The organism is Stappia sp. ICDLI1TA098, from assembly GCF_054880955.1.
In genome coordinates this window covers 398,923-416,766 of record NZ_JBTZBT010000003.1, presented here as the reverse complement: position 1 = coordinate 416,766, position 17,844 = coordinate 398,923, and the positions used below count along the sequence as shown (strand labels likewise).

At 66.8% G+C, this 17,844-nt stretch carries 16 protein-coding genes; 9 read left to right on the top strand and 7 right to left on the bottom strand.

Going from position 1 to position 17,844, the window contains the following annotated elements:
- Nucleotides 1–4: 4 nt before the first annotated feature.
- Complete coding sequence (locus ACSLUQ_RS16960; RefSeq protein WP_417771704.1) at nt 5–502, bottom strand: MarR family winged helix-turn-helix transcriptional regulator; 498 nt, start codon at nt 500–502, stop codon at nt 5–7.
- Between the two features lie 192 nt (nt 503–694).
- Here ACSLUQ_RS16960 and hmgA point away from each other — a divergent pair, with 192 nt between their 5' ends.
- From hmgA to ACSLUQ_RS16930, 6 genes are all read left to right on the top strand, one after another.
- Nucleotides 695–2,008 carry a homogentisate 1,2-dioxygenase gene (gene hmgA / locus ACSLUQ_RS16955; protein ID WP_461809194.1) on the top strand — a complete coding sequence of 438 codons (1,314 nt, stop codon included), beginning with the start codon at nt 695–697 and terminating at the stop codon, nt 2,006–2,008.
- 4 nt (nt 2,009–2,012) lie between these two features.
- Complete coding sequence (locus ACSLUQ_RS16950) at nt 2,013–3,029, top strand: fumarylacetoacetate hydrolase family protein (protein WP_461809193.1); 1,017 nt, start codon at nt 2,013–2,015, stop codon at nt 3,027–3,029.
- 124 nt (nt 3,030–3,153) lie between these two features.
- Complete coding sequence (locus ACSLUQ_RS16945; protein WP_417771335.1) at nt 3,154–3,675, top strand: hypothetical protein; 522 nt, start codon at nt 3,154–3,156, stop codon at nt 3,673–3,675.
- 121 nt (nt 3,676–3,796) lie between these two features.
- Nucleotides 3,797–5,407, top strand: a complete 1,611-nt coding sequence (locus tag ACSLUQ_RS16940; protein ID WP_461809192.1) for an FAD-dependent oxidoreductase — start codon at nt 3,797–3,799, stop codon at nt 5,405–5,407.
- Nucleotides 5,408–5,419: 12 nt separating this feature from the next.
- Complete coding sequence (locus tag ACSLUQ_RS16935) at nt 5,420–5,644, top strand: DUF2783 domain-containing protein (protein ID WP_461809191.1); 225 nt, start codon at nt 5,420–5,422, stop codon at nt 5,642–5,644.
- Nucleotides 5,645–5,766: 122 nt separating this feature from the next.
- Nucleotides 5,767–6,309 carry a VOC family protein gene (locus ACSLUQ_RS16930; protein ID WP_461809264.1) on the top strand — a complete coding sequence of 181 codons (543 nt, stop codon included), beginning with the start codon at nt 5,767–5,769 and terminating at the stop codon, nt 6,307–6,309.
- 29 nt (nt 6,310–6,338) lie between these two features.
- On the opposite strand, the gene ACSLUQ_RS16925 is transcribed toward ACSLUQ_RS16930, so the two are convergent.
- The 5 genes from ACSLUQ_RS16925 to ACSLUQ_RS16905 form a co-directional block, all read right to left on the bottom strand.
- On the bottom strand, nt 6,339–7,184 hold the full coding sequence (locus ACSLUQ_RS16925) for a 4'-phosphopantetheinyl transferase family protein (protein ID WP_461809190.1): 846 nt from the start codon (nt 7,182–7,184) through the stop codon (nt 6,339–6,341).
- Between the two features lie 86 nt (nt 7,185–7,270).
- Nucleotides 7,271–8,431 carry a mannonate dehydratase gene (uxuA, locus tag ACSLUQ_RS16920; RefSeq protein WP_461809189.1) on the bottom strand — a complete coding sequence of 387 codons (1,161 nt, stop codon included), beginning with the start codon at nt 8,429–8,431 and terminating at the stop codon, nt 7,271–7,273.
- 77 nt (nt 8,432–8,508) lie between these two features.
- Nucleotides 8,509–9,258, bottom strand: a complete 750-nt coding sequence (locus tag ACSLUQ_RS16915; RefSeq protein ID WP_417771340.1) for an FCD domain-containing protein — start codon at nt 9,256–9,258, stop codon at nt 8,509–8,511.
- Nucleotides 9,255–11,072: a glycoside hydrolase family 2 protein gene (locus ACSLUQ_RS16910; protein WP_461809188.1), complete on the bottom strand. Its 1,818-nt coding sequence runs from the start codon at nt 11,070–11,072 to the stop codon at nt 9,255–9,257. Before ACSLUQ_RS16910 ends, ACSLUQ_RS16915 begins: the two co-directional genes overlap by 4 nt.
- A gap of 141 nt (nt 11,073–11,213) precedes the next feature.
- Nucleotides 11,214–12,194: a TRAP transporter substrate-binding protein gene (locus tag ACSLUQ_RS16905; RefSeq protein WP_461809187.1), complete on the bottom strand. Its 981-nt coding sequence runs from the start codon at nt 12,192–12,194 to the stop codon at nt 11,214–11,216.
- 364 nt (nt 12,195–12,558) lie between these two features.
- Between ACSLUQ_RS16905 and ACSLUQ_RS16900 the strand changes: the two genes are divergently transcribed.
- The 3 genes from ACSLUQ_RS16900 to ACSLUQ_RS16890 are packed head-to-tail and all read left to right on the top strand — an operon-like array spanning nt 12,559 to nt 16,865.
- A complete protein-coding gene (locus ACSLUQ_RS16900) occupies nt 12,559–13,092 on the top strand; it encodes a TRAP transporter small permease (RefSeq protein WP_461809186.1) in 534 nt (177 codons plus the stop codon).
- Between the two features lie 10 nt (nt 13,093–13,102).
- Complete coding sequence (locus ACSLUQ_RS16895) at nt 13,103–14,407, top strand: TRAP transporter large permease (protein WP_417771344.1); 1,305 nt, start codon at nt 13,103–13,105, stop codon at nt 14,405–14,407.
- A gap of 55 nt (nt 14,408–14,462) precedes the next feature.
- On the top strand, nt 14,463–16,865 hold the full coding sequence (locus tag ACSLUQ_RS16890) for a glycoside hydrolase family 31 protein (protein WP_461809185.1): 2,403 nt from the start codon (nt 14,463–14,465) through the stop codon (nt 16,863–16,865).
- Between the two features lie 63 nt (nt 16,866–16,928).
- Here ACSLUQ_RS16890 and ACSLUQ_RS16885 read toward each other — a convergent pair whose 3' ends face one another.
- The gene (locus ACSLUQ_RS16885; RefSeq protein ID WP_461809184.1) at nt 16,929–17,819 is read right to left on the bottom strand and encodes an EamA family transporter; all 891 of its coding nucleotides are present in this window, start codon (nt 17,817–17,819) and stop codon (nt 16,929–16,931) included.
- Nucleotides 17,820–17,844 lie beyond the last annotated feature (25 nt).

The window sequence follows — 17,844 nt, the reverse complement described above, 5'->3', positions numbered from 1 at the left end:
TGGCTCAGTCGAGGTCGTCGGCGCGCTCGCCCGGCGCAATGCGTCTGAGGTCGGTGATGCCGGCCTCGTCGAGAAGCCGCGCCTCGACCACCGCCAGCCCCGCCTCCAGCGCCCTCAGCGCCTCGGGTCCGAGCTCGCGACATAGGGACTTCTGGTAGGAGCGGGCAAGCCCGGCGAGCTCGCGGTAGACCGCCTCGCCCGAGGGCGTGAGTTCCAGATGCTCGATGCGCCGGTCCGCCGCATCGACCCGGCGTGTCAGCCAGCCGCGCGCCTGAAGGGCCGCCACCGCGCGGCTCACCTTCGTCTTGTGCATGGTCGAGCGGCGCGAGATCTCCGTCGCCGTGGTCCGCCCCGCCTCGCCGAGGATGGCGAAGCAGCGCCACTCCTGCCTGGTGATGTCGTGCGCGGCGCGGTAGGCCTCGGCAAAACGACGACTGACAAGCTCCGAGGCCCGCACCAGCCGGTAGGGCAGGAAGGCCTCGAGCACGAGGCGGTCGGGCACGTCCGCCACGCCGGCGTCATCCTGCTCCAACTCCCCGACCCCGTCGCCCGTCCCGTCGTTCTGGTGCATCGTCCTGGTCCCCAGTCCTGCCTGCATCCCGTTTGCTTCCTGGCATCGGAATGACCGTTGATAGTTACAAGCTAAACAGTTACACATGCAACTATCAACCGTCTGGATCAGGAGGGATCAGACATGCCGCTTGCCTACATGCCAGGCTTTGGCAATGATTTCGAGACCGAGGCGCTGCCGGGCGCCCTGCCGCAGGGCCAGAATTCGCCGCAGCGCGCGCCTTATGGTCTCTATGCCGAACAGCTTTCCGGGTCTCCGTTCACCGCACCGCGCGGAACCAACGAACGATCGTGGCTCTACCGCATCCGCCCCTCGGTGAAGCACTCCGGCCGCTACGCCGCCACCGCGCTTCCCGACTGGAAGAGCGCGCCGCACATTGGCGAGCACAACCTTCCGCTTGGCCAGCTGCGCTGGGATCCGGTGCCGATGCCGTCGACCCCGACGACCTTCCTGGAGGGCATGCGCACGGTCACGACGGCCGGCGACGTGCACACCCAGGTCGGCATGGCCTCGCATGTCTATGTCGCCAACAAGGACATGGAAGACGAGTTCTTCTTCAATTCCGACGGCGAGCTGCTGATCGTGCCCCAGGAGGGCCGCATCGAGGTGGCGACCGAGCTCGGCATCATGGAGGTCTCGCCGAAAGAGATCTGCGTCATCCCGCGCGGCATGATTTTCCGCGTGCGACTGCCGGACGGGGCGGCGCGCGGCTATGCCTGCGAGAACTACGGCGCCAAGTTCACCCTTCCGGACCGTGGCCCGATCGGCGCCAACTGCCTCGCCAACCCGCGCGACTTCAAGACGCCGGTCGCCGCCTTCGAGGACAAGGACGGTCCCTGCCGCCTCGTCGTCAAGTGGTGCGGCGAGTTCCACGAGACGACGCTCGAGGCCTCACCGCTCGACGTGATCGCCTGGCATGGCAACTACGCGCCCTACAAGTATGACCTGACGACCTTCTCGCCGGTCGGCGCGATCCTGTTCGACCACCCGGATCCGTCCATCTTCACGGTTCTGACCGCGCCCTCGGGCGAGGAAGGCACCGCGAACATCGACTTCGTGATCTTCCCCGAGCGCTGGATGGTGGCCGAGCATTCCTTCCGCCCGCCCTGGTACCACCGCAACATCATGTCCGAGTTCATGGGCCTGATCTGCGGCCAGTACGACGCCAAGGAAGAGGGCTTCGTGCCGGGTGGCATGAGCCTGCACAACATGATGCTGCCGCACGGGCCGGATGCAACCGGCTTCGAGAAGGCGAGCCGCGCCGATCTCAAGCCGGTGAAGCTCACCGACACGATGGCGTTCATGTTCGAGACCCGTTTCCCGCAGCACCTGACGCGCTTCGCGGCGGAACTCGACACCCTGCAGGACAGCTACCTCGACTGCTGGACGCCGCTGAAGAAGCGGTTCGACGGCACCCTCGAAGGCAATTGGGATTGATCACATGAAACTCGCAACACTCCGCGACGGCAGCCGCGACGGCAAGCTCGTCCTCGTCAACCGCGCGCTCACCCGCTGCACCGAAGCCGGCCACATCGCGCCGACGCTGCAGGCCGCTCTCGACAACTGGGACGAGATCGCGCCGAAGCTGGCGACGCTGGCGGAAAGCCTCGAGCACGACGCCGTGCCGTCCATGCGCTTCCACGAGCACGACGCCCTGTCGCCGCTGCCGCGCGCCTACCAGTGGGCGGACGGTTCGGCCTACGTCAACCACGTCGAGCTGGTGCGCAAGGCGCGCAATGCCGAGATGCCGGCAAGCTTCTGGACCGATCCGCTGATGTATCAGGGTGGCTCCGACAGCTTCCTCGCTCCGCGTGACCCGATCCTGATGGCCGACGAGGCCTATGGCATCGACATGGAGGGCGAGGTCGCCGTCATCACCGGCGATGTGCCGATGGGCGCCACCGTCGAGGAGGCGCGCGCCGCCATCCGCCTCGTCATGCTGGTCAATGACGTCTCCCTGCGCGGCCTGATTCCGGCCGAGCTTGGCAAGGGCTTCGGCTTCTTCCAGTCCAAGCCGTCCTCGGCGTTCTCGCCGATCGCGGTGACGCCGGACGAGCTGGGCGGCGCCTGGGACGGCGGCAAGGTCGCGCTTCCGCTTCATGTCGACCTCAACGGCAAGGCCTTTGGCCGCGCCCAGGCCGGCATCGACATGACCTTCGACTTCCCGACCCTGATCGCCCATGCGGCGAAGACCCGGCCGCTGGCCGCCGGCGCCGTCGTCGGCTCCGGCACGGTCTCCAACAAGCTCGACGGCGGCCCCGGAAAGCCGGTCTCCGAGGGCGGCGTCGGCTACTCCTGCATCGCCGAGATCCGCATGATCGAGACGATCGAGAGCGGAGCCCCGAAGACGCCGTTCATGCGCTTCGGCGACACGGTGCGCATCGAGATGCTCGATGCCGAGGGCCACTCCATCTTCGGTGCCATCGAGCAGACGGTCGAGAAATACGAAAAGACCTAAGCCGGATCCGTCGAACGCGGGCGCGCCACCTGCGCACCCGCGTTCGACGGAGGCGAGGCCGAGCGGACGTGATATGACCCTGAGGCCGCGACGGGTTCGCGGTCACTGACAGAGGTTGATCCAGATGAAGACGATTTGCCTGATCGCTTTCGCCCTGACGCTTCCGCTTCCGGCCCTCGCCGCCGACGTCACAGCGCCCGTACGCGCGGTGATGGAGGCGGCGGAGGCCAACTGGGCCGATCCGCCCCAGGACTATCAGGACTATTTCTCCGAGGAGCGCCTTTCGACGCTCTACAGCGCGGATTTCGCCGCCCGATATCGCAAGGCGGCGGAGACGCCCTTCGCCAAGGAGATGGGCACGCCCTTCGACTACGACGTGATCGTCAACGGTCAGGACGGCTGCCCGCTCAAGAACATCAAGATCGCGCAGACCGGCGTCGAGGGAGGCGCTGCTCACGTCGTGGCAAGCTTCCAGGGCACGACCTGCTTCGGGCCCGGGGAAGAGTTCCAGATTCGCCAGGAGGCTCATTTCCTCGTCGTGGAAGTGGGCGGCCATGCGGCGATCGACGACATCGTCACGCCAATGGACGGCGAGCCCACGTCGCTCAAGGCGCAGATGGACGAAATCGCCGCGGGAGCGGAATAGGCCGGACGTCGCCGCCGGCGGGAGAAAGATCTCGCCGGCGGCGGACCAAGGCCGGCGAGACGGCCCGGGGCGGGTTTCGGTGGAGGACCGGAACCGCCGGAGAGGGCTTTCGGGAGGACGCATGACGAAGATTTTCGAAACCCCGCTTTATCCGTATGCGCGCTCGCGCGACCAGGACGCCGACACGCCCGTGCGTCATCCGGTCGTGGTGCTGGGTGCGGGGCCGGTCGGCCTTGCCATGGCCATCGATCTTGCTCAATCGGGCGTGCCGGTGGTCGTGCTCGACGAAAACGACAAGGTCAGCTTCGGTTCGCGGGCTATCTGTTTCGCCAAGCGCCCGCTGGAGATCCTCGACCGGCTCGGCTGCGGCCAGCCCATGGTCGACAAGGGTGTCGTGTGGAACCTCGGCAAGGTGTTCCTAGGCGACCGGCAGGTCTATGAGTTCAACCTGCTTCCCGAGGACGGGCACAAGCGCCCCGCCTTCATCAACCTTCAGCAATATTATCTCGAACAGTATCTGGTCGAGCGCGCCCGCGAGATCGCCGACGAGACCGGGCTGATCTCGCTGCGCGGCGGCAACCGCGTGAGTGCCGTCGAGCCGGACGATGCCGGTGTGACGCTGACGGTGGAGACGCCGGAAGGGATCTACCGGCTCAAGGCGGACTGGCTGGTTGCCTGCGATGGCGCCAGTTCGCCGACGCGCACCATGCTCGGCCTCGACTTCCAGGGCCGCGTGTTCGAGGACAATTTCCTCATCGCCGACGTGGTGATGAAGGCGGACTTCCCGACGGAACGCTGGTTCTGGTTCGATCCTCCCTTCAACAAGGACCAGTCCGCGCTTCTGCATCGTCAGCCGGATGACGTGTGGCGGATCGATCTGCAGCTCGGCTGGGACATCGACCGCGAGGCGGAGAAGGATCCGGCAAGGATCCGGCCGAAACTCGAGGCCATGCTTGGCGCGGACGTCGACTTCGACCTCGAGTGGGTGTCGATCTACACCTTCCAGTGCCGGCGCATGGAGAAGTTCCGCCACGGGCGGGTGCTGTTCGCCGGTGACGCGGCGCATCAGGTATCGCCGTTCGGCGCGCGCGGGGCGAACTCCGGCTTCCAGGACACGGACAATCTCGCCTGGAAGCTCAAGCTCGTGATCGACGGGCTGGCGCCGGACGGGCTCCTCGACAGCTATGACGAGGAGCGTATCTTCGCGGCAGACGAGAACATTCTGAACTCGTCGCGCTCGACGGACTTCATCACTCCGAAGAGCCACGCCAGCCGCGTCTTCCGCGACGCGGTACTGGAGCTGTCCGAGCATCACGCCTTCGCCAGGCCCCTGGTCAACTCCGGCCGGCTGTCGCTGCCGGCGATCTACGACGGCTCGCCGCTCAACGGTCCGGATGCCGCCGGAATGCCGGCGCGCAGCCGTCCCGGCGCCCCCGCGAGCGACGCACCGCTGGGAGAAGGCTGGCTCATCGACAGGCTGGGCGGCGGCTTCCAGCTTCTCGCCATCGATGCACAGGTGCCCGAGCGGCTGGAGATCGACGGCATCGCCCTCGACGGCATCTCGGTGTCGACGGCGCACGACGCAAGCGATGCGCTGCGCCAGCGCTATCTGGGAACGGCCGCATCGGCGGTCTACCTGATCCGCCCCGACCAGCATGTCGCGGCCCGCTGGACAACCTATGACGCGGACGCCGTCGCGGACGCCCTGCGTCGGGCGACGGCGCGCGGCTGAGGAGAGGACACGATGAACGCACGTCACACACCGGCCGGCCCCTTGCGGCTTGATCCGAACATCACCGACCCCGACGGCTTCTATGCCGCGCTGATCCGCGCGCATGAAGGCCTCGGCCGCGAGGAGAGCGAGGCGTTCAATGCACGCCTCGTGCTGATCCTCGCCAACCATATCGGCGACCGCGCGACACTCGATGCCGCGCTTGCCGCCGCAAAGCTCCCGGAACGGGGAGACTGACCACCGGTTTCCGCCCGGCGGAAGAGAGGGCTCCACCGGGCAGGAACCCAATATCGAACGCGGACGGGGCGTTCCTGCACTCACTGTCGGACAGGAGCTACCTCATGACTACGATGCCTGAGCTGAAGATCGATCGGATCCATCACGTCGCCTATCGCTGCAAGGACGCGAAGCAGACCGTGAACTGGTATGTCGACAACCTGAACATGGGCTTCGTGCTCGCCATCGCCGAGGACAAGGTGCCCTCGACGCATGAGCCCGATCCCTACATGCACGTCTTCCTCGATGCAGGCGCGGGCAACGTGCTCGCCTTCTTCGAGCTTCCGACCAAGCCGGAGATGGGCAAGGACCCCAACACGCCGGAGTGGGTCCAGCACATCGCCTTCAAGGTGAAGGACCGCGAGACGCTGGTCGCCTACAAGGAGAAGCTCGAGAAGAACGGCATTCCGGTGCTCGGCGTTACCGACCACTCGATCTTCCATTCGATCTACTTCTTCGATCCGAACGGCCACCGCATCGAGCTGGCCTGCCCGGATCCGGAAGAGGAGGCGATGATCGCCCGCCTCGACGCGGTGAAGTGGGACATGCTGGAGGAATGGTCGAAGACCAAGCGCGCGCCTCAGCACGCCGCCTGGCTGCACGCCAAGGAACTGAAGAAGGACTGACGGTCGGTCGCGACCGGGCGGACGGTGGCCTATCGCGCTTCCGTCCGCCAGTCCCAGGCGATGGCGACCGCCCGATCGGCAATCACCGACATCGCGGACGGCGCCGTCTCGAACAGGCGGACGGGCGGCATTTCGCCCGCCGCCGTACCTTCCGCGCACAGCGCCAGCGCGTGGCGGTCGCCATCCGGCCCGGCAATTGTCGCCTGGCGGAAGCAGAAATCCCGGCCGTCGGCAGACAGCGCTCGCCCAACGCCCGCCATCTGCCGGAGCGCTTCCGGCAACCGGTCGCGGTGGCGACGGAAGACGATCCGGCCATTGCCGGAAAAGGCGAAGGAAAAGCCGGTCAGAGGCAGCGACATGCCGAGCCCCGTCGCCTTGATGAAACTTTCCTTCAACGACCACAGCGTGAAGAAGCGGCGACGTTGCTCGCCTGCCGGCAATGCCCGCAGGGCCGCCACCTCCTCGGGGGCGAAGAAGCGCTCGGCGACCGAAAGCTCGACATCGCGGCCGGCGTCCTCCACATCGACGCCGAGCGGTGCCTGCGCAAGCCCACGCGAGACGGCGAGGGCGATCAGTCCGCGCGTGTGGGAGAGATTGAAGTCGACGCGTGGCAGCGACGGCGCGACGGCAGGCTTGCCGTTGGCGCCCTCGACAAAACGCCAGTCGCGCGGCGCGACGCCCGGTCGGACGCGCGAGAGCGCCTGCCGGACGAGACCGTGGGCAAGACCATATTGGTGACGCAGACCGTCGAAGCGAAACCGCGCCATGCGCTCCCGCTCGGCCGTGCAAAGCACCTCCATCCACGGCCCGGTGGCCACGGGGTCATTGGCCGCACCGTCACGGCAAAGCCGGAGATCGATCCCCTCGTCGTCCATCCCGTCCTCTCGCCGCCCCTTACGCGGGCGAGCCTAGAGCGAAACGGCCGGCGTGCGAAACGCCCTTTTCGCGCGCCGGCCGGCGCTCAGGTGAGGGCGGCCACCGCATGTTCGACGCCACGCAGTTCGGCAAGGCCGCGCAGGCGGCCGATGGCCGGGTAGCCGGGCGTCGAGGTCTTGCGCAGATCCTCAAGGATCTGATGGCCGTGGTCGGGCCGCATCGGCAGACTGACGCCGCGCCGGCGTTCCTCGGCAACGATCCGCGCGACCATCGCCACCATGTCGACGTCACCGGCCAGATGCGCCGCCTCGTGGAAGCTCTGTGGATCCTGCTCGCGCTTCGTCGCCCGCAGATGCAGGAAATGCACCTTGTCGGCGAAGCGGGAAAACATCGCCGGCAAGTCATTGTCCGGCCGCACGCCATAGGACCCGGTGCAGAAGGTAAAGCCGTTCACCGGCGTGTCCGCCATCGCGGCGATGGCCGCCATGTCATCGACGGTGGAAACGATGCGCGGAAGACCGAAGAGCGGGCGCGGCGGATCGTCCGGATGAATGGCGAGAACCGCCCCCTCGCGCGCGGCCACCGGCACGATGCGCGCCAGGAAGGCGGCGAGATTGCCGCGCAGGCCCTCGGCCCCGAGCCCGTCATAGGCGGCAAGCCTCTCCCGGAAGGCCGACAGCGAATAGCTCTCCTCCGAACCGGGAAGCCCGGCAATGACCGTATCGGCGAGACACTGGCGCGCGGCTTGGGAAAGGGCATCGAAATGGGCGCGGGCGGCGGCGATCCGTTCCGCTGGATAGTCTGCCGCGGCTCCCTCGCGCTCGAGGATGAAGAGATCGAAGGCAGCCAGCGCGGTCTGGTCGAACCGCAGGCAGCGGGATCCGTCCTCGAGCTCGTGGACGAGGTCGGTGCGGGTCCAGTCGAGAACCGGCATGAAGTTGTAGCAGATGGTCTTGACGCCTGCCCGGGCGAGATTGGTCAGGCTCTGCGCCCAGGCATCGGCCTTTTCCTCCCAGCCGGGCGCGCCGGTCTTTATGTCCTCATGGACGGGAATGCTCTCGACCACGCTCCACACCAGGCCGGCGGCTTCGACCTCGGCCTTGCGTGCGGCAATGCGGTCCGCCGGCCAGACCGTGCCGTTGGGAACGTCGTGGAGGGCGGTGACAACGCCGAGCGCGCCGGCCTGACGGATATCGCTCAGCGTGACCGGGTCGGCCGGTCCGAACCAGCGCCAGGAGTGAAACATCGTTCTTGCTTCCGATTGGGGAGGGGGAAAGGCGCGCCGACCGGGCGGCGCGCGAAAAGTCCTGGCCGCGGCCGGCCTCAGGGGCCGGCGACAGCCACCGGGCCGCTGTCGAAAAGATAGCCGTCGAACTGCGGGTCCTCGACATCCGACAGCTTGAGCAGGGTCAGCCGCACGTTTTCCAGATGCTGCCACATGGCCTGGCGGGCGGCTCCCGGATCCCGGCATTGCAGCGCGGTGAGAATCCGCTGGTGATCCTCGAGCCAGCGATCGCGGTAACCGCGATCGAAGATGCGCGTGTGCAGCCGCGCCCACATCGGACTCTGCTCGCGCTTGCGCCAGAGCTCATCGATCATGTCGACGAGCACGCTGTTCTGCGTCGCCTCGGCGATGAGGTGGTGGAACAGCTCGTCGCCAGCGTAGTCGCCGGTGCCGTCCTCGATGGCGCGGCGCTCCATTTCCAGCGCCTCGCGCATGCGCAGCACGTCGGCCTTGGTGACCATGGTCGCAGCGAAGGCGGCGATGGAGCTTTCCAGCACCTGGCGCGCCTGCAGCAGCTCGAACGGACCGATGTCGCCGCGCGCGTCCCGCGTCTCGCCGGCGGGCAGGCGGGCAACATAGATGCCCGACCCCTTGCGCACATCGACGAAGCCCTCGATCTCCAGCATGATCACCGCCTCACGCACCAGCGAGCGGCTGACGCCCATCTCCTCGGAGATCTGGCGTTCGGTCTTGAGGCGGTCGCCAAGGGCATAGTTTCCCTCGGTGATCTCCCGCCTGAGCGCCTCGGCCACCTCTTCGTAGCGGCGCTTTCCGCCTTTACCGATCATCTCTCCTCCTCCTGCTCCGCCTCCGCGTCGCGGCGCTCGGCATAATAGTCGGCAAGCACGTCGAAGGCCTTCTTGCGCGTCGCCTTGTCGGCCGCGATCAGACCTTTCTTGTTGTAGCCGCGCTGAAATATATTTTGCCGGCGTTCGACACGGAAGTCATAGAGGATCCAGGGCGACATGCCCTTGACGTACGCAAGCCCGCGCAGGGTGGCGATCTGCTTCTCGTAGACCTCGGTCATATAGGCCTCGCTGAACAGGCCACGCACCGGGGCACCCTCGCCGATGGCGCCGTCGGCACCGGTCTCGGAAATGACCACCGGCTTGCCGGGGTCGGAATTGGCGCCGATGGCGACGAGGTCGTCGAAATTCTCCTCGTACCAGCCGTAGTACTCGTTGATGCCGATGACATCGATGTGCTCGGCCAGCCTGTCCTCGATGCGATTGCGGGCGTGGTTGACGAGGCAGGCGGCGGAGGTGAGACGCGTCGGGTCGAGGCGCTTGGCCGTATCGGCGAGCCCCTTCATGAACGACAGCCTGGCATCGGTGTCCGGATTCTCGTTGCCCACCGACCAGATGATGACGCTGGCGCGGTTGCGGTCGCGCAGGACCAGCTCGGCGAGCTGGTTGCTGGCGTCCGCATAGGTCGCCGGATCCTCGAAGGCGATCGCCCAGTAGACCGGGATCTCCTCCCACAGCATGAAGCCGAGCTCGTCGGCAAGCCGTGCCGCCATCTCGTGGTGGGGATAGTGGGCAAGGCGCAGGTAGTTGCAGTTGAGCGCGCGGGCATGTGCAAAGCGACGGCGCAGATCTTCCTCGCTCGTCACCTTGCCGAGGTCCGCGTCGTCCTCATGCACGGAAATTCCCCGCAGGAACACCGACTTTCCGTTGAGGCGGATCTCGTCGCCGACGCGCTCGATGCGGCGGAAACCGACCCGGTCGCCGACAAGGTCGCCGCCGGCCTCAAGGGTCACATCGTAGAGCTTCGGGTCTTCCGGCGACCACAGCTCAGGGCGTGCCTCGAAGACGATCTCGCCGCGACCATCCGGCCCGAGCGGAATGTCGAGCGCGAGCCCGAGGCCGGCGATGGCAAGACGCGCGACGGACGCCGCACCCTCCACCGTGACCTCGGCGCGAATTCGCGTGTCGCTGCCGTCGGGAACAAGATGGATGAAGAAATCGCGGATCACCGTCTGCGGCGTCTCATAGAGCGCCACCTCGCGGTAGACGCCGCCATAGTTGAACCAGTCGGTGTTGCGCATCGGCACCCGGTCGAGGGTGCGCGTGTTGTTGACCATCAGCATCAACCAGTTGCGGCCCGGGCGCAGATGGTCGGTCAATTCGCAGAAGAACGGCGTCGAACCGCCGAGATGATTGCCAAGAAAGCTGCCGTTCAGGAAGACCTTGCAGTCGTATTGCGCGGCGCCGACACGCAGGAAGCGGCGTTTGCCGTCATCGGGAGCGGCGATGTCGAGCGGACGGGTGTACCAGGCGCTGCCCTCGAAGAAGTACCACTTCTCCTTGACCATCTGCCAGCAGGAGGGGACCGGAACGGTCTCTCCCTCGTAGGGGTCGTAATCCCAGGGCTCTCCGCGCTCCTCTGCAGCCATCGGCTCCATGGCGAACCACTTCTGCCGCAGTCCGGTGTCGAGCAGGTCGACGCAGAAGTTCCAGTCGCCGTCGAGGCTGGTCGCCGTGCGCCCGCCGGTGAAGATCATCGTGGCGGCATTCAGCGAGCGGCTGTCGAAGGGTCGACCGTAATCCTCGTCATGCAGGCACTGGATCGCGTTTTCGGCAAGGTCGGAACGTTCGAGCACAACGGGTCTCCGGCGAAGTGGGGAGGCGGGAAGCGACGGCTTTTCAGGCACGAAGGGAGCCGGCCGCGGCATGGGGCCGCGACCGGATGCGGGCCGCCGGCGTGCCCGAAGGCCCGCGCCGGCGCGATCCCGAGAGGAGGCTTACTCGGCGGCCGCCTTGATGCGCGCGATCAGGTCGGCGACGCGCGGAGACGCCTTGGCGGCCTCCTCGTGCATCGGCAGCACCTTCTCGACGAACGGGCCCTTGTCGACCTCGATGAACTTGACGCCGAGTTCGCTCTTGGCGACCTCGATGCCGGCCGCGACCTGCTTGTTCCAGTTGTCGCGGTGGAAGTCCATGGACTCGCGCGCGGCCTGCTTGACCGCCTTCTGCTGGTCCTCGCTCAGCGAGTCCCAGGTCTGGGTCGAGATCATCACCACCGACGGGATCATCGTGTGCTCGTCGTTGGAATAGACCTTGGCAACCTCGCCGTGACGACCCGAAGTGAGCGCGAGCGGGTTGTTCTCCGCGCCGTCGACCACACCCTGCTGAAGCGCGCTGTAGAGCTCGCCCCAGGAGATCGGCGTCGGGCTGGCGCCGAGCAGCTCGATCATGCGGATCGCCGACGGGCTCGGCTGGACGCGGATCTTCATGCCGGCAAGGTCGTCGGGCGAGCGGATTTCCTTGTTGGCGTAGAAGGAGCGGGCACCCTCGACGTAATAGGCGATGCCGATGAAGCCCTTGTCGCGCGAGGACATCAGGATGTCCTCGCCGATCTCGCCGGAGAGAACCTTGTAGTAATGGTCCTCGTTGGCGAAGATGAACGGCAGGTTGAGGGCGGCGTAGGACTCTTCGAAGGCCTCGAGCTCGCTGGCGTTGGAGCGGGCCATGTCGAGCGAGCCGTTCTGCATCAGCTCCATGGACTCGCGCTGGTTGCCGAGCTGGGCGTTGGCATAGACGCGGATCTTCAGATCGCCGTCGGTCAGCTCGTTGACGCGCTTGGCCATGAATTCCATCGACTGGTGCAGCGGATGGTCTTCAGGGTTGTTGTGGTTGAGCTTCAGCGTGCGCGCCTCGGCCGTGGTGGCCATGGCGAAAAGGGCCGCGCCGGCGAGCGCAGCGATGCGACGGGACATGCGCATTCTCGGATACCTCCCGAAATTGGTCCGGCCAAACGACACGCGGCTCTGCTCGGCGCCGACGATCCTCCCGTCAGCAACCGGCTGCCGCTTCTGGCCGATTTTCTTGACCTCGACGCATTGCGACACGTCGAGGCATTGGATGAGGGTGCGCCTGGCCGTCTGGCCCCTAGCCGAACCCGGCGCAAAGGATGGCCAAGCGGATCAGCATGTCAACCAGTTTTGAAAATTGGTTGACCAATTTTGTCGAATGGGCAATGTGGACGGCAAGGTCCGGCACGGGACCGGCCCGGCAAGCTGCCGGCAGGGAGGAGACATGCGGGCGCGGCGCGAGGCCGACGACCTGCCCAGGACGGAGGCCCCGCCAATGCAGGGACTAAAGGCCCGCGTCGACAGGACGCTCGGCTGGCTCATTTCACTCGTCTTCGCCATTCTTGTCGCCTGCGTCGTCTGGCAGGTGGTGTCGCGCTATGTGCTTGGCACGCCGAGCACCATCACCGACGAGATGGCGCGGTTCCTGTTCATGTGGACCGGGCTCGTCGGCGCGGCCTACACGCTGGGACAACGCCGGCACCTGGCGATCGACGCGCTGCCGCTGATGCTGGGGCCGGCGCGGGCGCGCTACCTGCACATCCTGGTGATGCTGATGATCGCCGGTTTCGCCGCCGTCGTCATGATCTACGGCGGAATCGACCTGATGTCGCGGACGCTGGCCAGCGGCCAGGTCTCGCCGGCCCTGCGCGTGCCCATGGGCTATGTCTATGGCGCCATTCCGTTTTCCGGCGCCATGATGCTGTTTTACTGTCTCCACTTCCTCGTTGCGCTGCTGCGCGGCGAGCTGCTCGACCCCGACGAGGCCGAGACCGCTGCCCCCGGGGCGGCCGGCGGACCGCTCGACTGAGGACCCCGACATGGAAGAACTGCAAAGCGCGCTCACCCTCTTCGGTGTCTTCGCCCTTCTGATGGTGATCGGCGTTCCGATCGCCTTCGCCATCGGCATCGCCTCGGTCGCCACCTTCCTGCTGTTCATGACCTTCGACCAGTCGGTCTACATCACGGCGCAGCAGATGGCCTCCGGCCTCGACAGTTTCACGCTCCTGGCCATTCCCTTCTTCATCCTGGCCGGCAACATCATGAACCGCGGCGGCATCGCACTGCGGCTGATCGATTTCGCCAAGATCCTCGGCGGACGGCTGCCGGGCTCTCTCGCCCACTGCAACGTGCTCGCCAACATGATGTTCGGCTCGATTTCCGGCTCGGCGGTCGCCTCGGCGGCCGCGGTCGGCGGCGTCATGTCGCCCCTGCAGAAGAAGGAAGGCTACGACCCGGCCTATTCGGCCGCCGTCAACATCGCCTCCTGCCCGACCGGCCTGCTCATTCCGCCATCGACCACCTTCATCGTCTATTCGCTGATCACCAACGGCACCTCGATCGCCGCGCTGTTCGTCGCCGGCTACATTCCCGGCCTGCTGATGGGTCTCGGGCTGATGCTGGTGGCCGGCATCATCGCCAAGCGTCGCGGCTATCCGGTAACGCCGCGCCCGACCTTCCGCCAGATCGTCGCCACCACCGCGGACGCGATCCTGCCGCTCGGCCTCATCGTCATCGTCATGGGCGGCATCATCGGCGGCGTCTTCACCGCGACCGAGGCCTCGGCGGCCGCGGTGGTCTACACGCTGATCCTGGCGCTTGGCGTCTACCGCGAGATCGGCATCCGCGACCTTCCCGGCATCATTCTGGAATCCGCCGTCACCACCTCGATCGTGCTTTTGATGATCGGCTGCTCCATCGCCATGTCCAAGGTCATGGCCTTCGCCGACATCCCCTACACGATCTCCGACGCACTGCTGGCGCTCTCAGACAATCCGCTCGTTCTGCTGCTCATCATCAACATCGCGCTGCTCGTCGTCGGCACCTTCATGGACATGACCCCGGCGCTGCTGATCTTCACGCCGATCTTCCTGCCAGTGGTCAAGGACCTCGGCATGGATCCGGTTCATTTCGGCGTGGTGATGACCTTCAACCTGTGCATCGGCATCTGCACGCCGCCCGTCGGTTCGGCGCTCTTCGTCGGCTGTTCGGTCGCCAAGGTCTCCATCGGCCAGGTGCTGAAACCGCTGCTGCCCTTCTACGGCGTGCTCTTCGTCCTGCTCCTGCTCGTCACCTATGTGCCGGCGCTGAGCCTGACCCTGCCACGCCTGCTGTTGGGCTACTGACACCGGCGCGGCGGGCGAATGTCCGCCGCCACTTTGACAATCTCCCGGGTTCGCCATGAAAACGCTGAAGACCTTCCGCCTTGCCGCCCGTCTCGACGCCGGGATCGAACTGCGCGTCGACGACCGACACGTCCTGTCCGTATTCGTTCTCGAGGACACGCTGTGGCGCGTCGTGCTGCGCAAGGACGGCGCCTTCCGCCAGTCGCGCACCTGGTCGATCGCGCCGGAACTTGCCGGGGGCGGGGCGGATGTCGCCTGGGAGGGGCGAGAGCGGCTCGACCTTTCCGGCTTCTCCTGTCCCGCCTTCAGCCTGGAGGAGGGCGAGGATCGCCTCGTGCTGGAAAGCGAGACGCTGCGCCTGGAGATCGATGCCCCGCTGACCCTCGCCTGGTCGGCGCGCCAGGCCGACGGCAGCTTCCGCCGCTTCGCCGAGGAACGTCCCACCGGGGCCTACATGCTCGGCGTCAGGGACCACGCCCACGCCCACTTCCTGCTGCGCCATCCGGGTGAGCGGATTTACGGGCTCGGCGAGAAGGCCGGCAAGCTGGAGCGTTCGGGGCAACGCTACGAGATGCGCAATCTCGACGCCATGGGCTATGACGCCAGCGCCACCGATCCGCTCTACAAACACATCCCCCTGACGCTGACGCTGACGCCGGAGGCCGGCGCCTATGGCCTGTTCTACGACAATCTGGCGAGCTGCTGGTTCGACCTGGGCAACGAGCTCGACAACTATCACCGGGCCTATCGCGCCTATCGCGCCGGCGACGGGGATCTCGACTACTACCTGAGCTGGGCGCCGGAGCTGCTCGGTGTCGTCAAGCGCAATGTCCGCCTCACCGGCGGCACCGCCTTCCCGCCGCTCTGGAGCCTCGGCTATTCCGGCTCGACCATGCATTACACCGACGCACCGAACGCGCAGGAGCAGCTGGAGGGCTTTGTCCGGCTTGTCGGGCAGCACGACATCCCCTGCGACAGCTTCCAGCTTTCCTCCGGCTACACCTCGATCGGCGACAAGCGCTACGTGTTCAACTGGAACCACGAGAAGGTGCCGGACCCGAAGGCGATGTCGGCCCGTTTCGCCGATGCCGGCCTGCATCTTGCCGCCAACATCAAGCCCTGCCTGCTGCAGGACCACCCGCGCTACGACGAAGCGGCACAGGCCGGACTGTTCGTGCGCGACAGCGAGACAGACGCACCCGAGCGCTCCTCCTTCTGGGACGACGAAGGCTCGCATCTCGACTTCACCAATCCGGCGACGGTGCGCTGGTGGCAGGAGAACGTAACGGCAAAGCTGCTCGAAAACGGCATCGGCTCGACCTGGAACGACAACAACGAGTATGAGATCTGGGACGCCGGCGCACGCTGCAACGGCTTCGGACGCGAAATCCCGGTCGGCCTCATCCGGCCGCTGATGCCGGTGCTGATGACGCGGGCAAGCCACGAGGCGCAGCGCGCCCATGCGCCCGACAGCCGCCCCTATCTGATCTCGCGCTCCGGCGCGCCGGGGCTGCAGCGCTACGCGCAGACCTGGTCGGGCGACAACCGCACCAACTGGGCGACGCTGCGCTACAACATCCGCATGGGCCTCGGCATGTCGCTTTCGGGCCTCTACAACATCGGCCACGATGTCGGCGGTTTCGCCGGGCCGAAGCCAGGGCCGGAGCTTTTCGTGCGCTGGGTGCAGAACGGCGTCTTCCATCCACGCTTCACGATCCACTCCTGGAACGACGACCGCACGGTCAACGAACCGTGGATGTATCCCGAGGTCACGCATCACATCCGCGATGCCATCCGCCTGCGCTACCGGCTGCTGCCCTATCTCTACACCGCGCTCTACCGGGCGGTTGTCGAGGATGAGCCGATGCTGCGGCCGACATTCCTCGACCACGGGCACGATGCGGCGACCTTCGCGGAAACCGACGACTTCTTGATCGGCCGCGACCTTCTGGTGGCGAGCGTCGTGGAGGAAGGCGCGCGCAGCCGCCGCGTCTACCTGCCCGAGAACGGTGCCGGCTGGTGGGACTTCCACACCGGGTGCCATCATGCGGGCGGACAGACCGTCGACCTGCCGGTCGACCTCGCCTCGATGCCGCTCTTCGTGCGGGCCGGGGCAGTGCTGCCCCTTGCCGAGGGTCTCACGCGCGCCAATGCGGCGCGCGACACCCGCCGCAGCTACATGGTCTTCCCGCAGCGCCCTTGCGCGGACACGCAGGAGAGCCTCGAATACGCCGACGACGGGTTCGCCGCCGATGCACTTGCCGCCCGCCACGCGCTGACCCGGCTGGCGCTTTCCGGCGACGACGAATGCGTAGAGCTCCAGATCTCCCGCCAGGGCGGTCACCGCCCGGGGTTCACGGAGGCGACCATCCTGCTGCCTCAAGGCGAGACGCGGCGGCTTCTCGTCAATGGTGTCGAGACGGCGTCCGGCGCCGTCGTGGCGATCCCGCACGCCTGAGCCGCGGCTGGCCAGCACAGACGGCCGGCTCGCCGGTTTCCGGGAGCCGGCCGTTTCAAGGGCCTAGCGCACCGCCAGCTGCGTGGCCGCGAGAGCCCGTTTCGCACGCGCCACCTGTGCCCGCTGACCTGCGATGATGCTGGCGAAGATGACGAGAACGCCCGCCATCTGCATCGGCGAGAGCGTCTCGCCGACCAGCGCCCAGCCAAGCACGACGGCGGTCACCGGGCTCAGGAAGCCGAGCGGCGCGATGACCGAGGGCTCGAGCCGGGAGATTCCGCGAAACCACACGAGATAGGTGAGCGCCGCGCCGATCAGACCGAGATAGGCAAGGCCGGCGAGATTCCCGAGGTCGACAGTCTGCGGCATGGGCGCAAGCAGGAGCGCCACCGGCAGCAGCAGGACGCCGCCGGCGGCGAGCTGCCAGGCGGTGAATGTGAGCGGGCCGGCCGGCGGTTGCCAGCGGCGCGAGAGCACCGTGCCGAAAGCCATCGACACCGCCCCGCCAAGGCCGGCCGCGAGGCCGAGCGGATCGAGCTCCGCGCCCGGTGTCAGGATCAGCATGGCAACACCGCCGATGCCGGCAAGAGCGGCAAGCACCGCCATCATGGCGATTGGCGTGCCGAGAAGCGGCCGCGACAGCAGCACCACCAGCAGCGGCTGGATCGCGCCCACCGTCGCCGCAACGCCGCCGGGCAACCGGTAGGCGGCGACGAAGAGCAGCACCCAGAAGACCGAGAAGTTCAACGCGCCGAGCAGGAACACCCGCCCCCACCACGCCCCGCGGGGCAACTGCCCGACGATGACGAGCAGCAGCAGGCCCGCCGGCAGGGCGCGCAGCAACGCCACCAGCAGCGGATGCCAGCCGGGCAGAAAGGTCGTGGCGACATAGTAGGAGCTGCCCCAGATCGCGGGGGCAAGCGCCGTCAACAGAAGGTCCAGACGTGGGCTCATGGCCGATCTCCATTTATCTTGACGT

What these genes read in the sequence shown, in the direction of transcription:
- ACSLUQ_RS16925 (WP_461809190.1), bottom strand. Translation starts at nt 7,184, where the DNA reads ATGGACGACGAGGGGATCGATCTCCGGCTTTGCCGTGACGGTGCGGCC.
- ACSLUQ_RS16935 (WP_461809191.1), top strand. Translation starts at nt 5,420, where the DNA reads ATGAACGCACGTCACACACCGGCCGGCCCCTTGCGGCTTGATCCGAAC.
- hmgA (WP_461809194.1), top strand. Translation starts at nt 695, where the DNA reads ATGCCGCTTGCCTACATGCCAGGCTTTGGCAATGATTTCGAGACCGAG.
- ACSLUQ_RS16945 (WP_417771335.1), top strand. Translation starts at nt 3,154, where the DNA reads ATGAAGACGATTTGCCTGATCGCTTTCGCCCTGACGCTTCCGCTTCCG.
- ACSLUQ_RS16895 (WP_417771344.1), top strand. Translation starts at nt 13,103, where the DNA reads ATGGAAGAACTGCAAAGCGCGCTCACCCTCTTCGGTGTCTTCGCCCTT.
- ACSLUQ_RS16900 (WP_461809186.1), top strand. Translation starts at nt 12,559, where the DNA reads ATGCAGGGACTAAAGGCCCGCGTCGACAGGACGCTCGGCTGGCTCATT.
- ACSLUQ_RS16915 (WP_417771340.1), bottom strand. Translation starts at nt 9,258, where the DNA reads ATGATCGGTAAAGGCGGAAAGCGCCGCTACGAAGAGGTGGCCGAGGCG.
- ACSLUQ_RS16940 (WP_461809192.1), top strand. Translation starts at nt 3,797, where the DNA reads ATGACGAAGATTTTCGAAACCCCGCTTTATCCGTATGCGCGCTCGCGC.
- ACSLUQ_RS16890 (WP_461809185.1), top strand. Translation starts at nt 14,463, where the DNA reads ATGAAAACGCTGAAGACCTTCCGCCTTGCCGCCCGTCTCGACGCCGGG.
- uxuA (WP_461809189.1), bottom strand. Translation starts at nt 8,431, where the DNA reads ATGTTTCACTCCTGGCGCTGGTTCGGACCGGCCGACCCGGTCACGCTG.
- ACSLUQ_RS16885 (WP_461809184.1), bottom strand. Translation starts at nt 17,819, where the DNA reads ATGAGCCCACGTCTGGACCTTCTGTTGACGGCGCTTGCCCCCGCGATC.
- ACSLUQ_RS16905 (WP_461809187.1), bottom strand. Translation starts at nt 12,194, where the DNA reads ATGCGCATGTCCCGTCGCATCGCTGCGCTCGCCGGCGCGGCCCTTTTC.
- ACSLUQ_RS16950 (WP_461809193.1), top strand. Translation starts at nt 2,013, where the DNA reads ATGAAACTCGCAACACTCCGCGACGGCAGCCGCGACGGCAAGCTCGTC.